Below are 17,530 nucleotides of genomic sequence, written 5' to 3' on the forward strand. Positions count from 1 at the left end.
AGCGTTTTCAGCACGCCTGGCGGCGCTAAGGCAGAATGTCGCTCGCGTGTTTAGTGATTACAACGAAGATTAAAAAAAGCGTGTTTGATTTCGCATTCTGGTGCTATGCTGGCCAAACCTTGTTTAGTAAATTAAACACGACGATGAATATAACCCCTGAACTTCACTGTGATGTGCTGATTGTTGGCAGCGGCGCCGCCGGCCTTTCCCTGGCGCTGCGCCTGGCGGAACATAGCCAGGTGATGGTTTTGAGCAAAGGCCCGTTGAGCGAAGGCTCCACCTTTTACGCCCAGGGCGGAATAGCCGCGGTTTTCGATGAAACCGACAGTATCGCCTCGCATGTGGAGGACACGCTGATTGCGGGCGCGGGTCTGTGCGATCGCGACGCCGTCGAGTTTGTCGCCAGCAATGCCCGCCACTGCGTGCAGTGGCTTATCGATCAGGGCGTGCTGTTTGATACTGAAGTGCAGTCGAACGGCGAGGAGAGTTATCACCTCACCCGCGAAGGCGGCCACAGCCATCGTCGTATCCTGCATGCGGCGGATGCCACCGGTAAAGCCGTCGCCACGACGCTGATGGATAAAGCGCTCAGCCACCCGAATATCCGCATCCTTGAGCGCCATAACGCCGTGGATTTGATTATCTCCGACAAAATCGGCCTGCCGGGCACGCGGCGCGTGGTGGGCGCCTGGATCTGGAACCGTAATAAAGAAGAAGTGGAAACCTGTCGCGCGAAAGCCGTGGTGCTGGCCACCGGCGGCGCGTCAAAAGTCTATCAGTACACCACCAACCCCGATATCGCCTCGGGCGACGGCATTGCGATGGCCTGGCGCGCCGGTTGCCGCGTCGCGAATCTCGAATTCAATCAGTTTCACCCGACCGCCCTCTTTCATCCGCAGGCGCGCAATTTCCTGCTGACCGAAGCGCTGCGCGGCGAAGGCGCTTATCTTAAACGCCCTGATGGCACCCGCTTTATGCCGGAGTTTGACGAGCGCGCCGAACTGGCGCCGCGCGATATCGTGGCGCGCGCCATCGACCATGAAATGAAACGTCTCGGCGCCGACTGTATGTATCTCGACATCAGCCACAAGCCGGAGGCGTTTGTCCGCCAGCACTTCCCGACGATTTATGAAAAGCTGCTGGGGCTTGGCATCGATCTCACCCGCGACCCGGTGCCGGTGGTGCCCGCGGCGCACTACACCTGCGGCGGCGTGATGGTCGATGAGCACGGCCGCACCGACGTCGACGGGCTTTACGCCATCGGCGAGGTGACCTACACCGGGTTGCACGGCGCGAACCGTATGGCCTCGAACTCGCTGCTGGAGTGTCTGGTTTACGGCTGGTCGGCGGCGGAAGATATCCGGCTGCGCCTGCCCTACGCCCGCGACGTTAAAAGGCTGCCCGCCTGGGACGAAAGCCGCGTGGAGCACCCGGACGAACTGGTGGTATTGCAGCATAACTGGCATGAACTGCGGCTGTTTATGTGGGATTACGTGGGTATCGTGCGCACCACCAAACGGCTGGAGCGCGCGCTGCGGCGCATCACGATGCTACAGCAGGAGATAGAAGAGTATTACGCCAACTTCCGCGTCTCCAATAATCTCCTGGAGCTGCGCAATCTGGTGCAGGTGGCGGAGCTTATCGTGCGCTGCGCCATGATGCGCAAAGAGAGCCGCGGGCTGCACTACACGCTGGACTACCCGTATATGCTGCCGGAGTCCGGGCCATCGGTGCTCGCTCCGCTGGTTCACATAAACAGATAAAAAGCTTCCGTGAGCGCGCAATAGGCTGGTGAATAGTGCTGATCCGCCCCGCGGATCAGCAAATCGTCGCAGAAGCATTCGCCTGGAGACGGGGAAAACGCCAGCAGCACCCGGTGCGGCAGTTTTCCTTCGTTTTCGGCCACATCGGTGCGCAGCCGCAAATGCCATCCCTGCTCGCTGGCCAGACGGCTAAACGCTTCGCCGCTGTTTTCCGGCAACACCACGCAGAAAAACCCTTCTTCAGTAATTAACTGCGCCGCGCAGGCGAGCAGCGCGCCGTGATCGAGCGTTGTGGTGTAGCGCGCCTGCTCACGGGCGGGCGTGGCGCAGGCGACGCCTTTGTCATAATAAGGTGGATTGCTGACGATAAGCTCGTAGCGTTGCGTCTGCTGCTGCGTCCAGGTCTGAATATCAGCGCCGTGAACCTGAATACGCGCCGCCCACGGCGAGGCGTCAACGTTTTCGCGCGCCTGCTCCGCCGCCTGTAAATCGAGCTCGACGGCGTCCAGCGTCACGGTAGTATCCGTACGCTGCGCCAGCATCAGCGTCAGCAAACCGCTGCCTGCTCCGATATCCAGCACGCGCTGCGCTTTGGCGACCGGTGCCCAGGCTCCCAGCAGAATGCCGTCGGTACCGACTTTCATCGCACAGCGGTCGTGCGCGACGAAAAATTGTTTGAAGGTGAAACCATTGCGGCGTAACGGGGTTTTTGGCTGCGACATCTTTAAGACCTGGTAACAAAACCGCTGTAGCATAGGCGAAAGCGCCGCCGGGGAAAAGGAGAAGCCGGGAAAGGGATGAACATTGGGCGCTGAACGTCTATAATCTGCGCCCCACACTGAGGTAGAAAATGACTGTAACCACTTTTTCCGAACTTGAACTTGATGACAGCCTGCTGGACGCGCTCCAGGAAAAAGGCTTCACCCGCCCGACCGCTATCCAGGCGGCCGCCATTCCGCCTGCGCTCGACGGGCGTGATGTGCTCGGTTCTGCGCCGACAGGCACCGGTAAAACGGCAGCTTATTTGTTGCCGGCGTTGCAGCATCTGCTCGACTTCCCTCGCAAAAAATCGGGGCCGCCGCGCATTCTGATCCTGACCCCGACCCGCGAGCTGGCGATGCAGGTCGCAGAGCATGCGCGCGAACTGGCAAAGCATACGCATCTGGATATCGCCACCATCACCGGCGGTGTGGCTTATATGAACCACGCGGAAGTCTTCAGCGAAAACCAGGACATCGTGGTCGCCACGACCGGTCGCCTGCTGCAATACATTAAAGAAGAAAACTTCGACTGCCGCGCGGTGGAAACGCTGATCCTTGATGAAGCCGACCGCATGCTGGATATGGGCTTCGCGCAGGATATCGAGACTATCGCGGGTGAAACCCGCTGGCGTAAACAGACCCTGCTGTTCTCCGCCACGCTTGAAGGCGACGCGATTAAAGATTTCGCCGAACGCCTGCTGGAAGAGCCGGTGGAAGTCTCCGCCACGCCATCCACCCGCGAGCGCAAAAAAATCCATCAGTGGTATTACCGCGCCGATAACATCGAACACAAAACCGCGCTGCTGGTGCATCTGCTGAAGCAGCCGGAAGCCACCCGCTCCATCGTGTTTGTGCGTAAACGCGAGCGTGTGCATGAGCTGGCGAACCAGCTTCGCGAAGCGGGCATCAATAACTGCTATCTCGAAGGCGAAATGGTGCAGGTGAAGCGTAACGAGGCGATTAAACGTCTGACCGACGGTCGCGTGAATGTGCTTATCGCCACCGATGTGGCCGCACGCGGTATTGATATTCCTGACGTCAGCCACGTTATTAACTTCGATATGCCGCGCACCGCCGATACCTATCTGCACCGCATCGGCCGCACCGGCCGCGCGGGACGTAAAGGCACCGCGATTTCACTGGTCGAAGCGCACGACCATCTGCTGCTGGGCAAAGTGGGCCGTTATCTTAACGAGCCGCTGAAAGCCCGCGTGATTGACGAACTGCGCCCGACCACGCGCGCGCCGAGTGAAAAACTCACCGGCAAGCCGTCCAAAAAAGCGCTCGCCAAACGCGAAGAGAAGAAAAAAGAGAAAGAAAAAGAGAAGCCGCGCGTGAAAAAACGTCACCGCGACACCAAAAACATCGGCAAACGCCGCAAGCCGAGCAGCAACGCGGCGCCGTCATCCGACAACGCCGAGTGATAAAAAAACCGCCAGCAGAGATGCTGGCGGTTTTTGTTTTGTCCGACGGCGCGCCGCCGGTGAACGAACGCCTGAACTTACAGGCTTTCGGTAAAAGTACGGGCAATCACGTCGCGCTGCTGTTCCGGAGTCAGCGAGTTAAAACGCACGGCGTAGCCGGAAACGCGAATGGTCAGCTGCGGATATTTTTCCGGGTGCTTAACGGCATCTTCCAGCGTTTCGCGACGCAGCACGTTCACGTTCAGGTGCTGACCGCCTTCCACACGCACTTCCGGTTTGATTTCCATCGGAATTTCACGGTATTCGAACTGGCCGAGCTGGCTTACCGGCACGATGTCATCTTCATTGAAACCGGCTTTGGCGCAGACGCAGCGCGCTTCGCCTTTTTCGTTATCGAGCAGCCAGAATGAATTCAGCAAATTGTCGTTTGCGGCTTTAGTAATCTGGATACCTGTGATCATAAGTTGCCTCCCTGTGGCCTTGTTTGATGCGTTCAGCCAGCGGGCTCTCAAACAGGCGGCTGGCTAATTGGTAAAACCATTGTTGTCTTATTGTTTTATATACCACCAAAGGGCGTTCATTCTTTGATTTAAATCAAAATAAACCCCTCATCATGTATGGGTATAGCACAAAGGAATTGTTTTACATCAACTTAGGCACGGCAAAACTTCTTAAAAATTTTGTAAACCTGCGTCTGAAGCGCCCCGGTTTTGTTCTTCGGAAATAAGGCGTTAAGCTTAGGAAACAGAAAATCGCAGGAGAGCGAGATGACCGATAAACTGACCTGGCACGACGTGCTGGCTGATGAAAAAGAAAAGCCTTACTTCAAAAAGATCCTGACCACCGTCGCCGCCGAGCGTGAGGCAGGCGTCACCATCTATCCGCCGCAGAAAGATGTTTTTAACGCCTTCCGCTTTACCGAGCTTGGCGATGTGAAAGTAGTGATCCTGGGCCAGGATCCTTATCACGGGCCAGGACAAGCGCATGGCCTCGCCTTTTCGGTGCGTCCGGGCGTCGCGCCGCCGCCGTCGCTGGTGAATATGTATAAAGAGCTGGAGCAGTCGGTGCCGGGTTTCACCCGCCCTTCTCACGGTTATTTAGAAAGCTGGGCGCGTCAGGGCGTCATGCTGCTTAATACTGTGCTGACGGTACAGGCAGGCAAAGCGCATTCGCACGCGAACCTGGGCTGGGAGACGTTTACCGATAAAGTGATCTCGCTGATTAACGAGCATCGCGAAGGCGTGGTGTTCCTGCTGTGGGGCTCACACGCGCAGAAAAAAGGCGCGATTATCGACCGCAACCGTCACCATGTATTGCAGGCGCCGCACCCGTCGCCGCTCTCCGCGCATCGCGGTTTCTTTGGCTGCGGCCATTTCGTCAAAACGAACCAGTATCTGGAAAGCCGCGGCGAAGCGCCCATCGACTGGATGCCGGTTCTGCCGGAAAACGCCCAATAAAAAACCTCCCGCAGGAGGTTAACGTTTATCACGCCAGCCTCACGCTGGCGTTTTTTTACGCTTTATTCTGACGCCACCACTCGGCGAGCAGAACGCCGGTCGCCACAGAAACGTTCAGGCTTTCCACATTGCCGGTGCCGTCGATAGACAAGCTTAAATCGGCGTTCGCCAGCGTCGCTTCCGAGATACCTTCGCTTTCCTGGCCCAGCACCAGCACCATTTTCTTCGGCAGCGTCGCCTTAAAAAGCGGCGTGCCTTTATGGCTGGAAGTGGTCACGATGGCGTAACCGGCGGCGCGGAACTGCGCCAGCGCGTCGCTAAAGCTATCGCCGGTAATCGGCTCGACATGCTCGGCGCCGCCTTCTGCGGTACGCACCGCCGCGCCGGACTCCAGCAGCGAGGCGTCCTGCACAACCACGCCTTTCACGCCGAAGTGCGCACAACTGCGCACGATAGCGCCGAGGTTATGCGGATTGCCCACATCTTCCAGCGCCAGCACGCAATCTTCATCGCCCGCTTTGCTCAGCCACTGGTCAACGCTCGCGCCGCTGCGTTTTTTAATCAGGAAGCAGACGCCGCCGTGATGCTCGGTGCCGGAAGCTTTGGTCAGCTCCGCGTCGTCCACAACGTGGTACGCTTTGCGGTTTGCCGCCATCCAGCGCAGCGCTTCTTTAAAGCGCGGGGTTACGCTCTGGATAAACCAGGCGCGAACGATAGATTCCGGACGGCTCTGGAACAGCGCCTGACAGGCGTTCTCGCCATAGACGCGGGTTTCTTCGGCACGCTGGCGACGCAGCACTTCCGGATCGATAAAACTTTTACCGCTGATGCCGCCGTGATCCGGCTTCTCGGGGGCTTCCGCACCCGGCGCGCGGGAGACGGTGCGCCACGGGGACGCCTCACGGTCGCCGTCACGTTCACGGCCACGGTCGCGACTGCGTTCGCGGTCAGACGGTCTGTCATTGCGCGCAGCACGACGACCGCCTTCCGGTTTACCGTTGCCTGCGGGACGACCGCCGCCTTTTCCGGTACGTGGGTTTGAGCTGCGTTTGTCCGTATTTTCATCACTGCGGACATACATCACTTTGACCTTGCCGCTCTTGCCTTTAAATTCGTCGTTCATGTCTTTCTCCACCTGCGCTGCGCGAAGCGCGCAGATTACCCGATGTGTCCACGCTTAGCCATTCTTTCGCGCAAAAGCTAATAACTATTGTACTCATTGGATAAAACGGTTTGAGCCTCGAAACATTCTTGCAGATACTGGATAACATTATCGAAACATAGCCGACGTTTTCGCGTCGGTTTCTGTCACCTGCAACCCAGAGGTTAGCTATGAATACCGTTTGTGCCGCTTGCCAGACTGTCAATCGCGTGGATGAAGAGCGTATTGAAGACGGCGCGAAGTGCGGCCGCTGTGGCCACGCGCTGTTTGACGGCGATGTGATTAACGCCACCAGCGAAACGCTGGATCAGCTGCTTAAAGATGACCTGCCGGTAGTGATTGATTTCTGGGCGCCGTGGTGCGGCCCGTGCCGTAGCTTTGCGCCGATCTTCGAAGATGTCGCCGAAGAGCGCAGCGGCAAAATACGCTTTGTAAAAGTGAATACCGAAGCCGAACCGGAGCTGAGCGCGCGCTTTCGCATCCGCAGCATTCCGACCATCATGATGTTCAGAAACGGGCAACTGGTGGATATGCTCAATGGCGCCGTACCGAAAGCGCCGTTCGACGCCTGGCTCAACGAAGCGACGAACGAAGCTGTATAACGTCTGCTGCGGGGCGCACCTTGTGCCCCGCGATTCCCTCTGCGACAATGGCGTTTTTGCCGGCTTCCCATGACTGAAAACGCTGTCCTTCGCCTGCGCGCCGAGCGCCTGGCGCGCGCCACCCGCCCTTTTCTCGCCCGCGGCAACCGCATTAAGCGCTGCCAGCGTTGCCTGCTGCCGTTACGCCATTGCTTATGCGACACGCTGCAACCGCAGCCGGCCCGCAGCCGTTTCTGTCTGGTGATGTTCGACACCGAGCCGATGAAGCCCAGCAATACCGGCAGGCTTATCGCCGATATTCTGCCTGATACTGAGGCGTTTCAGTGGTCGCGCACCGAGCCGCCCGCCGCCCTTCTTGAACTCGTGGCAAACCCTGACTATCAGCCAATGGTGGTGTTCCCGGCCACCTACGCCGATGCCGGACGCGAAGTGCTGACCGCCCCGCCGCGTACCGGCAAGCCGCCGCTTTTTATTATGCTCGACGGCACCTGGACTGAAGCGCGCAAAATGTTTCGCAAAAGCCCTTATCTTGACGCGCTGCCGGTTATCTCGGTGGATTTAACGCGGGTATCGGCGTATCAGCTGCGCGAAGCGCACGCCGACGGCCAGTATTGCACGGCGGAAGTAGCGATAGCGCTGCTGGATGGCGCGGGCGATACCGCCGCGGCGCAGGGCTTAAGCGATCACTTCGCGCTGTTTAAGGCGCGTTATCTCGCCGGTAAACCTCATCATCAGGGCAGCGTCACAGCAGCGCAGGCAGAAAGCGTTTAAAATCATCAGGTCACTTCGACGCCGGAGAAAATGATGAGCCAACGTGGCCTGGAAGCGCTGTTACGTCCCAAATCCATCGCCGTCATCGGCGCCTCGATGAAACCCGAGAGGGCCGGTTTTCTGATGATGCGTAATTTGCTGGCGGGCGGTTTCAGCGGGCCGGTTCTGCCGGTGACGCCCGCCTGGAAAGCGGTGTGCGGCGTGCTGGCCTGGCCGGATGTCGCAAGCCTGCCGTTTACGCCCGATCTCGCGGTGCTGTGCACCCATGCGAAGCGCAACCTGGCGCTGCTGGAGGCGCTCGGCGAGAAAGGCTGTAAAACCTGCCTGGTGCTTTCATCGCCCCCCGAACAACACGCTGAGCTGCTGGCCTGCGCGGCGCGCTTCCAGATGCGACTGCTCGGCCCGAACAGTCTGGGGCTGCTGGCGCCGTGGCAGGGCCTGAACGCCAGCTTCTCGCCGGTGCCGATCCGCAAAGGCAAGCTCGCGTTTATTTCGCAGTCCGCCGCCGTCTCTAACACCATTCTCGACTGGGCGCAGCAACGCCAGCTCGGCTTCTCCTGGTTTATCGCCTTAGGCGACAGCCTGGATATCGATGTCGACGAACTGCTCGATTATCTGGCGCGCGACAGTAAAACCAGCGCCATTTTGCTTTATCTTGAACACCTGAGCGACGCCCGACGCTTTGTCTCCGCCGCCCGTAGCGCCTCGCGCAATAAACCCATTCTGGTGATTAAAAGCGGGCGCAGCCCCAGCGCGCGCCGCCTGCTGAATACGCATGCGGGGCTGGACGCCGCCTGGGATGCGGCGATCCAGCGCGCCGGCCTGCTGCGCGTGCAGGATACCCATGAGCTGTTCTCGGCGGTGGAAACCTTAAGCCATATGCGCCCGCTGCGCGGCGAGCGGCTGATGATTGTCAGCAACGGCGCCGCGCCTGCCGCGCTGGCGCTTGACGAACTCTGGCGGCGACAGGGAAAACTCGCCACGCTGGATGACGCGATGCTAACCCGGCTGCAACAGCAGTTGCCGGAAGGCATCCACGCGGACAACCCGCTCGATTTGCGTGACGACGCGACCCCCGCGCGGTATTTAAAAGCGATCGAAGCGCTGCTGGACAGCCACGATTTCGACGCGCTGATGGTTATTCACTCCCCGAGCGCCGCCGCGCCCGGCAGCGAGAGCGCCCGCGCGCTAATCGATCTCTTTAACCGCCACCCGCGCGGCAAGTACGTAACACTAATTACCAACTGGGGCGGCGAGTTCTCTTCTCAGGAGGCGCGTCATCTGTTCAGCGAAGCGGGCATTCCCACCTATCGCACCCCGGAAGGCGCGGTCACCGCATTTATGCATATGGTGGAGTATCGCCGTAACCAGAAACAGCTGCGCGAAACCCCGGCGCTGCCCGCCACGCTCCCGGCGGATACCGCCCAGGCGCACCAGCTGTTGCAGCAGGCGTGCGCCGAGGGCGTGACGCAGCTCGATACCCATGAAGTGCGCCCGATACTGGAAGCCTATGGCCTGCACACGCTGCCAACATGGATAGCGGGAGACAGCGCCGAGGCGGTGCATATCGCCGGCCAGATTGGCTACCCGGTGGCGCTGAAGCTGCGCTCGCCGGATATTCCGCATAAATCTGAAGTTCAGGGGGTGATGCTTTATCTGCGCACCGCCCACGAAGTACAGCGCGCCGCGGACGCGATGCTCGACAGGGTGAAAATGACCTGGCCGCAGGCGCGCATTCACGGCCTGCTGGTGCAGAGCATGGCGAACCGCGCCGGCGCGCAGGAGCTGCGGGTGGTGGTTGAGCACGACCCGGTCTTCGGGCCGCTGATTATGCTGGGCGAAGGCGGCGTCGAGTGGCGTCCTGAGGCGCAGGCCGCGGTGGCGCTGCCGCCGCTGAACATGAATCTGGCGCGCTATCTGGTCATTCAGGCCATCAAGAGCGGCAAAATTCGCGGGCGCAGCGCGCTACGTCCACTGGATATTGCGGGCTTAAGCGAGCTGCTGGTGCAGGTCTCCAACCTCGTGGTGGATTGCCCGGAAATTTCGCGTCTGGATATTCATCCGCTGCTCGCTTCGGGCAGCGACTTTACGGCGCTGGACGTTACGATGCAGCTTGAACCCTTTAGCGGCGACGCGGACGCGCGGCTGGCGGTTCGCCCCTATCCGCACCGTTTAGAAGAGTGGGTAACGCTTAAAAACGGCGAGCGCTGCCTGTTCCGCCCTATCCTTCCCGAAGATGAACCACAGCTGCAACGCTTTATCTCTCAGGTGACGAAAGAAGATCTTTATTACCGTTACTTTAGCGAGATCAATGAATTTACCCATGATGATTTAGCCAATATGACCCAGATCGACTACGATCGAGAAATGGCTTTTGTGGCGGTACGTCAGCAGACAGGCGGCGAGGAGATCATTGGCGTGACCCGCGCGATCTCCGATCCGGACAATATCGACGCCGAGTTCGCGGTTCTGGTCAGATCCGATCTTAAAGGGCTGGGCCTCGGGCGCAGGCTGCTGGAGAAGTTGATCGCCTACACGCGCGATCACGGCCTGTCGCGGCTGAATGGTATTACGATGCCCCATAACCAGGGGATGGTGGCGCTGGCCCGCAAGCTTGGATTTAGCGTCGATATTCAGCTGGATGAAGGCATCGTCGCCCTGAGCCTGGCGCTGACAAAACCCGCCGATTCGTGAGTAAGGTACTGGAAATGTTGACCACATTTTTGGACAGTAATGGTATTATCGTCCGCTTCAGTCGTCTGCATTGCACAGAAGACCATCCACTTCAGAGAAGATATGCACTGTGATGTTGTCAAAATTTAAACGCAACAAACATCAACAACACCTTGCCCAACTACCGAAGCTTTCTCAGTCAGTTGATGATGTCGCGTTCTGTTTCGCTCCCGCCGATTTCCGCAAACAGCTCCTGGAAAAGATAGCGACGGCGACCACGCGTATTTGCATCATCGCGCTCTATCTTGAGCAGGACGATGGCGGCAAAGGCGTGTTGTCGGCGCTTTATGAAGCTAAACGCCAGCGCCCTGAGCTTGAGGTCAGCGTCCTGGTGGACTGGCATCGTGCGCAGCGCGGACGCATCGGCGCCGAAGCCTCGAACACCAACGCCGACTGGTATTGCCGCATGGCGCAGGAGAACCCGGGCGTCAGCGTGCCGGTGTACGGCGTGCCGGTAAATACCCGTGAAGCGCTGGGCGTGCTGCATTTTAAAGGCTTTATTATTGATGATTGCGTGCTTTACAGCGGCGCCAGCCTGAACGACGTCTATCTGCACCAGCACGATAAATATCGCTATGACCGCTACCACTGCATTCGCAACGCGAAGCTTGCCGATGTGATGTATGACTGGGTACGCACGCAGTTAATGAACGGCCACGCGGTGAATCGTCTCGACGATCCGAATCGTCCAAAAAGCCCGGAAATCAAAAACGACATCCGCCAGTTCCGCCATCTGCTGCGCGATGCCGCGTATCATTTTCAGGGCGATGCCGATAACGATCAGCTGGCCGTCACGCCGCTGGTCGGGCTGGGTAAATCGAGCCCGCTGAATAAAGCGATTTTCCACCTGATGCCCTGCGCCGAAGAGAAGCTGGTCATCTGCACGCCGTACTTTAACCTGCCCGCGGTGCTGGTGCGCAATATCATTGCGCTTCTGCGCGACGGCAAAAAAGTGGAAATTATTGTCGGCGATAAGACCGCGAACGACTTTTATATTCCGGAAGATCAGCCGTTTAAGATTATCGGCGCGCTGCCTTATCTCTATGAGATCAACCTGCGTCGTTTCTTAAGCCGCCTGCAGTATTACGTCAACACCGATCAACTGGTGGTACGTCTGTGGAAAGATGGCGATAACAGTTATCACCTGAAAGGCATGTGGGTGGACAATGAATGGATGCTGCTGACCGGCAACAACCTTAACCCGCGCGCCTGGCGTCTCGATCTGGAAAACGCGATCCTTATCCACGATCCCAAACAGCAACTGGCGTCTGTTCGCCAGCGTGAGCTCGCGGAGATCCGCACCCATACCACGGTGGTGAAACACTATCGCGATCTGCAAAGCATCGCGGATTACCCGGTAAAAGTGCGCAAGCTTATCCGCCGCCTGCGTCGCATCCGTATCGACCGGCTGATCAGCCGTATTCTCTGACGCTTATCGCTTAACGAAGCCCTGCCACGCAGGGCTTTTTTATGGAGAACGCTATGCGCGCCCTGCTCTTTCCTCTTATCGTCACGCTGACCGGCTGTAGTCATATGGCGCAGGACAGCTGGGCAGGCCAGGATAAAGCCCAGCACTTTTTAGGCTCGGCGCTGCTCTCCGCTGCCGGCAACGAATATGCGCAGCGCCAGGGGCACTCTCCCGATCGGTCCGCCGCGTTCGGGCTGATGTTTTCGGTATCCCTTGGCGCGACGAAAGAACTCTGGGACAGCCGCCCGACGGGGAGCGGCTGGAGCTGGAAAGATCTGGCGTGGGACGTGGCGGGCGCCAGCGCCGGTTACGCTATCTGGCAGATGGCCGGGCATTAAAGGCGCATGCCTTTTCCTTTGCGGTGGAGCTTGAGCGAGACCAGAAACGCGACGGCGCCCATCGCCGAAACGTACCAGAAGAACGCCGTTTCTGAGCCCAGCGATTTGAGCGACAGCGCCACATACTCCGCCGAGCCGCCAAAGAGCGCGTTGGCGACCGCGTAAGAGAGCCCGACGCCCAGCGCGCGCACCTGCGCCGGAAACATCTCCGCCTTCACGATGCCGCTTATCGAGGTATAGAAGCTGACAATCAGCAGCGCCAGCATCACCAGCCCAAACGCCGCGAGCGGCGAACTGACACTTTGCAGCGCCATGAGGATCGGCACGGTACAGAGCGTGGCGAGCGCGCTGAAGCAGAGCATTGAATTGCGACGGCCGATTTTGTCAGACAGCGCACCGAAAAACGGCTGCAGCAGCATGAAGACAAAAAGCGCGGCGGTCATCACCATACTCGCCGTGTTCGCATGCATTCCCGCCGTATTGACGAGATATTTCTGCATATAGGTCGTAAACGTGTAAAAGCTCAGCGAACCGGCGGCGGTAAACCCGAGCACCATGACGAATGCCCGACGGTTGCGCCAGAGCCCCTTCAGCGATCCCGCTTCTTTCAGCGCGCGTGTTTCCTGCTGCGAGGTTTCATCCAGCGAGCGGCGCAGCCACAGCGCCACCACCGCCAGCACCGCGCCCAGCGCGAAGGGAATACGCCAGCCCCAGGCGCGCAGAGCGTCGTCTGACAAAATCTGTTGCAGCACCACGACGACCAGCAGCGCCATTAACTGCCCGCCGATAAGCGTGACGTACTGGAATGACGCATAAAAGCCTTTGCGCCCTTCGATAGCCACTTCGCTCATGTAAGTGGCGCTGGTGCCATATTCTCCCCCGACCGACAGCCCCTGGAACAGGCGCGCCACAAGTAACAGCAGCGGAGCCCAGGTGCCAATCACCGCATAACCCGGCAGGCAGGCAATGACCAGCGAGCCGAAACACATCATACAAACGGAAATGAGCATCGAGGTTTTACGCCCGTGTTTATCGGCGATGTAACCAAAGAGCCAGCCGCCGATGGGGCGCATCAGAAACCCCGCGGCGAAGATGCCTGCCGTTTGCAGAAGCTGCGTTGTGCTGTTATCGGAGGGGAAAAAGATATGCGCGAAATAAAGAGAGCAAAAAGAGTAGACGTAGAAATCGAACCACTCCACCAGGTTGCCTGACGAGGCGCCCACAATGGCCCAGACGCGACGGCGGGTATCGCTGGAAGTCAGTGACGGTTTGTCTGTCCGGGCCGTAACTTCAGTCATCTCTCTCTCCTTTTCGCCCCCGCGACGCGGTAAACGAGGGGCTATACGCAGGCTATAAAATATGATGTTAATCATATGTTAACAAATTTCCGTGAGGGAGCGGGAATTTTACGCGGCGTTAGCCCCACTTTTCCTGATGGGCTTTTTTACGCCGCAGATAGTCTTCATCCGCCCGGATACGATCCCACCACCCTTTAAACACCGTCGCCGCCGCCGCTTTGGTGGGGTCATTGCCGCGGGGATTGAGGTTACGGTCGGCGTCATACTTTTTGCCGCCTTTATAGTTGGCGTAGCGACGCGCGCGGGTGTATCCCATCTGAATAAACTTGCGCGCCATATCCATGCCAACAAAATCGTCCTTTTCACGATACTCTTCGAACAACTCATAAATCTTTTCTGCCGAGGCTCTGGCGCTCTCTTCATCTTTATAGCGCCAGTACGGGAGGATTTCGCTTTTGTAAGGCTCAACCAGCAACACGCCCTGCTCGCCCCGCCCCACCTGATACCGTTCCGGGTGCGCGCGAAAGTCGATGCTATCGAAGTCCTGCTGATAATCAAAAGGTTTAGCGGCCACGGGCATGCCTCCTGTAATGCGGTTCGTATAACCATAGCAGGCTTCAGAGAACTCCCGCTTTTCGCTTACCGGCATTAAGTGGACTACCCTTCAACAGGTTAGCTTTTCGAGCGCAGCTCAGGATCTATGCGCACACTCACCTGACGCGAGGCACGATAATGACCAAAAAAACGAGCGATTTTTTTGTAGAACGGCTGAAAGCGTGGGGCGTAACCCGCATTTACGGCTACCCCGGCGACGGCATTAACGGCGTACTGGGCGCGTTGCAGCGCGCCGACAAAGCCGGCGACGGCATTGAGTTTATTCAGGTGCGCCATGAAGAGATGGCGGCGTTTATGGCCTGCGCCCATGCGAAATTTACGGGCGAGCCGGGCGTCTGCCTCTCTACCGGCGGGCCGGGCGCCACGCATCTGTTGACCGGCCTGTATGACGCGCAGATGGACCATATGCCGGTTATCGCCATCGCAGGCCAGGCGGAAACGACCGCCCGCGGCGCGACCTATCAGCAGGAACTGAATCTCGATCGCGTATTCAGCGATGTGGCGAGTTTTGTTCAGGAGGCGGCAACGCCCGCGCAGTTGCGTCATCTGGTGGATCGCGGCGTGAGGATCGCGAAAGCGAATAATGGCGTGACGGTGCTGATCCTGCCCAAAGATCTCCAGGATGAACCCTGGCAGGAGCCGCAGCACGCCCACGGCTTTACGCATTCCGGGCCGGGCTATCAGCGCCCGCATGTGATCCCTCATCAGTACGATCTTCAGCGCGCCGCGGATATTCTCAACGACGGCAAAAAAGTCGCGATCCTGATAGGCGCTGGCGCGCGCGAAGCCGCGGTGGAAGTGGTACAGGCGGCGAACCTGCTCGGCGCGGGCGTGGCGAAAGCGCTGCTCGGCAAAGACGTGCTACCGGATGACGCGCCGTTTGTGACGGGCTGTATCGGCCTGCTGGGCACCGAGCCGTCATGGGATCTGATGCAGGGCTGCGATACGCTGCTGATGATTGGCACCGGCTTCCCGTGGACGGAATTCCTGCCGAAAGAAGGCCAGGCGCGGGCGGTGCAGATAGATCTGGACGCCTCAATGCTCGGTCTGCGTTATCCGACAGAAGTGAATCTGCATGGTGATGCCGTGAGCACATTACAGGCGCTGCTTCCGCTGCTGAAGCGTAAAGAAGATCGTAGCTGGCAGGAGAAAATCGCGGTTTCCGTCAAAGCGTGGTGGGAGAAAATCGAAGAACGCGCGATGGCGAAAGCGACGCCCGTAAACCCGCAGCGCGTGGTGTGGGAGATGTCGCCATTACTGCCGGATAACGCAATCGTGACGTCTGACTCCGGCTCGTGCGCTAACTGGTTTGCGCGGGATTACCGGGTCAAACAGGGCCAGCGGGCGTCGCTCTCGGGCGGTCTTGCCTGTATGGGCGCCGCCGTACCTTATGCGATTGCCGCGAAATTTGCCTTCCCGGAAAAACCGGTGGTGGCGCTGGTCGGTGACGGAGCGATGCAGATGAATAATCTCGCGGAACTGATTACTATCCAGAAATACTGGCAGCGCTGGTCCGATCCGCGGTTGATCGTCTGCGTATTCAATAACCAGGATCTGAATCAGGTGACGTGGGAACAGCGCATCATGGAAGGCAACCCGCGGTTTGCCGCCACGCAGGATGTGCCGGACGTGCCTTATGCGCAGTTTGCGGAATCGATCGGCCTGAAAGGAATTTACGTCGACTCGCCGGAAGCCCTTCAGGCCGCCTGGCAACAGGCGCTGGCGGCGGATCGTCCTGTCGTGCTCGAGGTGAAAACCGATCCGGAAGTGGCGCCGCTGCCGCCGCATATCAGTTTCGCCCAGGCAAAAGGATTTATGTCCTCTATGGCGAAAGGCGATAAATCGGCCGGTAAAGTCATTGCGGATACCGCCCATCAGGTAATGAATACTGTCCTGCCGGGTAAAAAATCGTAACGCGTCGGCTCCTCAGGCAGACTGAGGAGCCCCTTTTCGGCTATTTACGCAGTAACTTTTGCAGCCGCTGCTGCTGCCATTGTTCGATCCACCCGCGCAGTAAAAACAACCGCAACCCTTTTACTATCAGTAACCCGCTCCAGATAAGCATTACCCATAATGACCAGTGACTTTCCGGCTCAGTAAAGCGGTTGAGCAGGTAAAGTCCGGTGCTAACCACAAGCGCGGTAGTCAAGCTGCGATAAAAGTGGCGCTCTGCATCCAGACGCCTGCGGGCGGTCAATACTGCGTCATCCAGCGGACCTGCAGCCTGAAGCGGCGTGCCCGTCAATTCTTCAACACGCGTTTCAAAAACAGCGGCCAGCGCGCTTAACGTTTCGAGTGAGGGCGGCTCGCCTTTTTCTATACGTTGAATAGTGCGAACGCTGACGGAGGAGAGTTCTGCCAGTTGTTCCTGAGACCATGCACGAGCGAGTCGAAGCGCGCGAATGCGGTTTTCAGTTTGCATAGCTGTGACCTTCTTTATGAGAAATGTGGCAGGTAGTATTGCGCTCTGCTGGTAAAACCACCACGACACTGACCTGACAGCGACCCGACAGTATGGCGACAGGCTGCTGGCACGGCTTTAGTGACTCTACAGAGAAGAATATGTCCTGCCTCCAGGTGGTAGCAAGATGCAGATTATCAGAGGTGGAGTTTAGAGTGTTGCCGGCCGGATGAGGGTTGCGATTTGCTCAGCAGCAGGGAGACCTGTATCAGAAGGCTTTTATCAGGCAGCGCCAGAAAATAAACATAATGGGAAGTGGTGGATTTGATGGCGGGTATTGGTATTCTGCGCGGCCTTCTCGTCGGGGTATTACTGTGCAGCGCACATTCGAGCCTGATCGAGTTATTCTTGTCAGAAGGGCATTTAACAGCAGAGCACAGATACACAAAAAGCCCCCCGCTTACGTATGAGGCTTTTTTACCCGCCCAAAAGCAAAAACCCCTCAGCGGCGCTGAGGGGTTCTTTATTTGATGCCTGGCAGTTCCCTACTCTCGCATGGGGAGGCCCCACACTACCATCGGCGCTACGGCGTTTCACTTCTGAGTTCGGCATGGGGTCAGGTGGGACCACCGCGCTACAGCCGCCAGGCAAATTCTGTCCGTCCACCGCTTTCGCCATGAACGTTTATCCGTCACAAGCTGAATGTCTCTCTCAACACGCCAGACTTCTTTGGCGTT

15 protein-coding genes and 1 rRNA gene are annotated in these 17,530 nt (G+C 58.3%); 9 read left to right on the plus strand and 7 right to left on the minus strand.

Annotated features, from left to right (window positions below; all coding sequences use genetic code 11):
- Positions 1-143: 143 nt before the first annotated feature.
- On the plus strand, positions 144-1,763 hold the full coding sequence (nadB, locus tag AFK65_RS14845) for an L-aspartate oxidase (RefSeq protein WP_038856679.1): 1,620 nt from the start codon (positions 144-146) through the stop codon (positions 1,761-1,763).
- On the opposite strand, the gene trmN is transcribed toward nadB, so the two are convergent.
- Positions 1,748-2,485 (minus strand): tRNA(1)(Val) (adenine(37)-N(6))-methyltransferase TrmN, encoded by a 738-nt coding sequence (gene trmN / locus AFK65_RS14850; protein WP_007700703.1) that lies wholly within the window; start codon positions 2,483-2,485, stop codon positions 1,748-1,750. The genes nadB and trmN overlap by 16 nt on opposite strands.
- Positions 2,486-2,613: 128 nt before the next feature.
- On the opposite strand from trmN, the gene srmB reads away from it, so the two are divergent.
- Positions 2,614-3,948 (plus strand): ATP-dependent RNA helicase SrmB, encoded by a 1,335-nt coding sequence (gene srmB / locus AFK65_RS14855; protein ID WP_038856502.1) that lies wholly within the window; start codon positions 2,614-2,616, stop codon positions 3,946-3,948.
- A gap of 77 nt (positions 3,949-4,025) precedes the next feature.
- On the opposite strand, the gene grcA is transcribed toward srmB, so the two are convergent.
- Positions 4,026-4,409 carry an autonomous glycyl radical cofactor GrcA gene (grcA, locus tag AFK65_RS14860; RefSeq protein ID WP_007700708.1) on the minus strand — a complete coding sequence of 128 codons (384 nt, stop codon included), beginning with the start codon at positions 4,407-4,409 and terminating at the stop codon, positions 4,026-4,028.
- Between the two features lie 306 nt (positions 4,410-4,715).
- On the opposite strand from grcA, the gene ung reads away from it, so the two are divergent.
- Positions 4,716-5,405 (plus strand): uracil-DNA glycosylase, encoded by a 690-nt coding sequence (ung, locus tag AFK65_RS14865; protein ID WP_004387368.1) that lies wholly within the window; start codon positions 4,716-4,718, stop codon positions 5,403-5,405.
- Between the two features lie 55 nt (positions 5,406-5,460).
- On the opposite strand, the gene AFK65_RS14870 is transcribed toward ung, so the two are convergent.
- Positions 5,461-6,528 (minus strand): tRNA/rRNA methyltransferase, encoded by a 1,068-nt coding sequence (locus tag AFK65_RS14870; RefSeq protein WP_007700711.1) that lies wholly within the window; start codon positions 6,526-6,528, stop codon positions 5,461-5,463.
- Between the two features lie 209 nt (positions 6,529-6,737).
- Here AFK65_RS14870 and trxC point away from each other — a divergent pair, with 209 nt between their 5' ends.
- The 5 genes from trxC to AFK65_RS14895 all read left to right on the plus strand — a co-directional run bounded on the left by trxC (position 6,738) and on the right by AFK65_RS14895 (position 12,479).
- Positions 6,738-7,169: a thioredoxin TrxC gene (gene trxC / locus AFK65_RS14875; RefSeq protein WP_007700714.1), complete on the plus strand. Its 432-nt coding sequence runs from the start codon at positions 6,738-6,740 to the stop codon at positions 7,167-7,169.
- 69 nt (positions 7,170-7,238) lie between these two features.
- On the plus strand, positions 7,239-7,940 hold the full coding sequence (locus AFK65_RS14880; protein WP_038856500.1) for a tRNA-uridine aminocarboxypropyltransferase: 702 nt from the start codon (positions 7,239-7,241) through the stop codon (positions 7,938-7,940).
- Between the two features lie 33 nt (positions 7,941-7,973).
- Positions 7,974-10,634: a bifunctional acetate--CoA ligase family protein/GNAT family N-acetyltransferase gene (locus AFK65_RS14885; protein WP_038856499.1), complete on the plus strand. Its 2,661-nt coding sequence runs from the start codon at positions 7,974-7,976 to the stop codon at positions 10,632-10,634.
- A gap of 112 nt (positions 10,635-10,746) precedes the next feature.
- Complete coding sequence (pssA, locus tag AFK65_RS14890) at positions 10,747-12,102, plus strand: CDP-diacylglycerol--serine O-phosphatidyltransferase (RefSeq protein WP_032804656.1); 1,356 nt, start codon at positions 10,747-10,749, stop codon at positions 12,100-12,102.
- Positions 12,103-12,155: 53 nt separating this feature from the next.
- The gene (locus AFK65_RS14895) at positions 12,156-12,479 is read left to right on the plus strand and encodes a YfiM family lipoprotein (RefSeq protein WP_007698295.1); all 324 of its coding nucleotides are present in this window, start codon (positions 12,156-12,158) and stop codon (positions 12,477-12,479) included.
- Here the strand turns inward: AFK65_RS14895 and AFK65_RS14900 are convergent.
- Positions 12,476-13,777, minus strand: a complete 1,302-nt coding sequence (locus AFK65_RS14900) for an MFS transporter (RefSeq protein ID WP_007698294.1) — start codon at positions 13,775-13,777, stop codon at positions 12,476-12,478. The genes AFK65_RS14895 and AFK65_RS14900 overlap by 4 nt on opposite strands.
- Before the next feature lie 118 nt (positions 13,778-13,895).
- The gene (locus tag AFK65_RS14905) at positions 13,896-14,351 is read right to left on the minus strand and encodes a DUF4385 domain-containing protein (protein WP_007698292.1); all 456 of its coding nucleotides are present in this window, start codon (positions 14,349-14,351) and stop codon (positions 13,896-13,898) included.
- Between the two features lie 158 nt (positions 14,352-14,509).
- Here AFK65_RS14905 and AFK65_RS14910 point away from each other — a divergent pair, with 158 nt between their 5' ends.
- Positions 14,510-16,306, plus strand: a complete 1,797-nt coding sequence (locus tag AFK65_RS14910; RefSeq protein ID WP_007698290.1) for a thiamine pyrophosphate-requiring protein — start codon at positions 14,510-14,512, stop codon at positions 16,304-16,306.
- Positions 16,307-16,346: 40 nt separating this feature from the next.
- Here the strand turns inward: AFK65_RS14910 and AFK65_RS14915 are convergent, their stop codons facing one another.
- Together AFK65_RS14915 and rrf are read right to left on the minus strand one after the other, a co-directional pair.
- Positions 16,347-16,814: a helix-turn-helix domain-containing protein gene (locus AFK65_RS14915; RefSeq protein ID WP_007698287.1), complete on the minus strand. Its 468-nt coding sequence runs from the start codon at positions 16,812-16,814 to the stop codon at positions 16,347-16,349.
- A gap of 511 nt (positions 16,815-17,325) precedes the next feature.
- A 5S ribosomal RNA gene (rrf, locus tag AFK65_RS14925) occupies positions 17,326-17,441 on the minus strand.
- Between the last annotated feature and the right edge of the window lie 89 nt (positions 17,442-17,530).

It is taken from the genome of Cronobacter universalis NCTC 9529, assembly GCF_001277175.1.
Classification (GTDB): Bacteria; Pseudomonadota; Gammaproteobacteria; order Enterobacterales; family Enterobacteriaceae; genus Cronobacter; species Cronobacter universalis.

Coding starts and splice junctions, on each gene's coding strand:
- ung (WP_004387368.1), top strand. CDS start 4,716: ATGACCGATAAACTGACCTGGCACGACGTGCTGGCTGATGAAAAAGAA.
- AFK65_RS14900 (WP_007698294.1), bottom strand. CDS start 13,777: ATGACTGAAGTTACGGCCCGGACAGACAAACCGTCACTGACTTCCAGC.
- srmB (WP_038856502.1), top strand. CDS start 2,614: ATGACTGTAACCACTTTTTCCGAACTTGAACTTGATGACAGCCTGCTG.
- pssA (WP_032804656.1), top strand. CDS start 10,747: ATGTTGTCAAAATTTAAACGCAACAAACATCAACAACACCTTGCCCAA.
- AFK65_RS14885 (WP_038856499.1), top strand. CDS start 7,974: ATGAGCCAACGTGGCCTGGAAGCGCTGTTACGTCCCAAATCCATCGCC.
- AFK65_RS14895 (WP_007698295.1), top strand. CDS start 12,156: ATGCGCGCCCTGCTCTTTCCTCTTATCGTCACGCTGACCGGCTGTAGT.
- AFK65_RS14910 (WP_007698290.1), top strand. CDS start 14,510: ATGACCAAAAAAACGAGCGATTTTTTTGTAGAACGGCTGAAAGCGTGG.
- AFK65_RS14915 (WP_007698287.1), bottom strand. CDS start 16,814: ATGCAAACTGAAAACCGCATTCGCGCGCTTCGACTCGCTCGTGCATGG.
- AFK65_RS14880 (WP_038856500.1), top strand. CDS start 7,239: ATGACTGAAAACGCTGTCCTTCGCCTGCGCGCCGAGCGCCTGGCGCGC.
- trmN (WP_007700703.1), bottom strand. CDS start 2,485: ATGTCGCAGCCAAAAACCCCGTTACGCCGCAATGGTTTCACCTTCAAA.
- AFK65_RS14870 (WP_007700711.1), bottom strand. CDS start 6,528: ATGAACGACGAATTTAAAGGCAAGAGCGGCAAGGTCAAAGTGATGTAT.
- trxC (WP_007700714.1), top strand. CDS start 6,738: ATGAATACCGTTTGTGCCGCTTGCCAGACTGTCAATCGCGTGGATGAA.
- grcA (WP_007700708.1), bottom strand. CDS start 4,409: ATGATCACAGGTATCCAGATTACTAAAGCCGCAAACGACAATTTGCTG.
- nadB (WP_038856679.1), top strand. CDS start 144: ATGAATATAACCCCTGAACTTCACTGTGATGTGCTGATTGTTGGCAGC.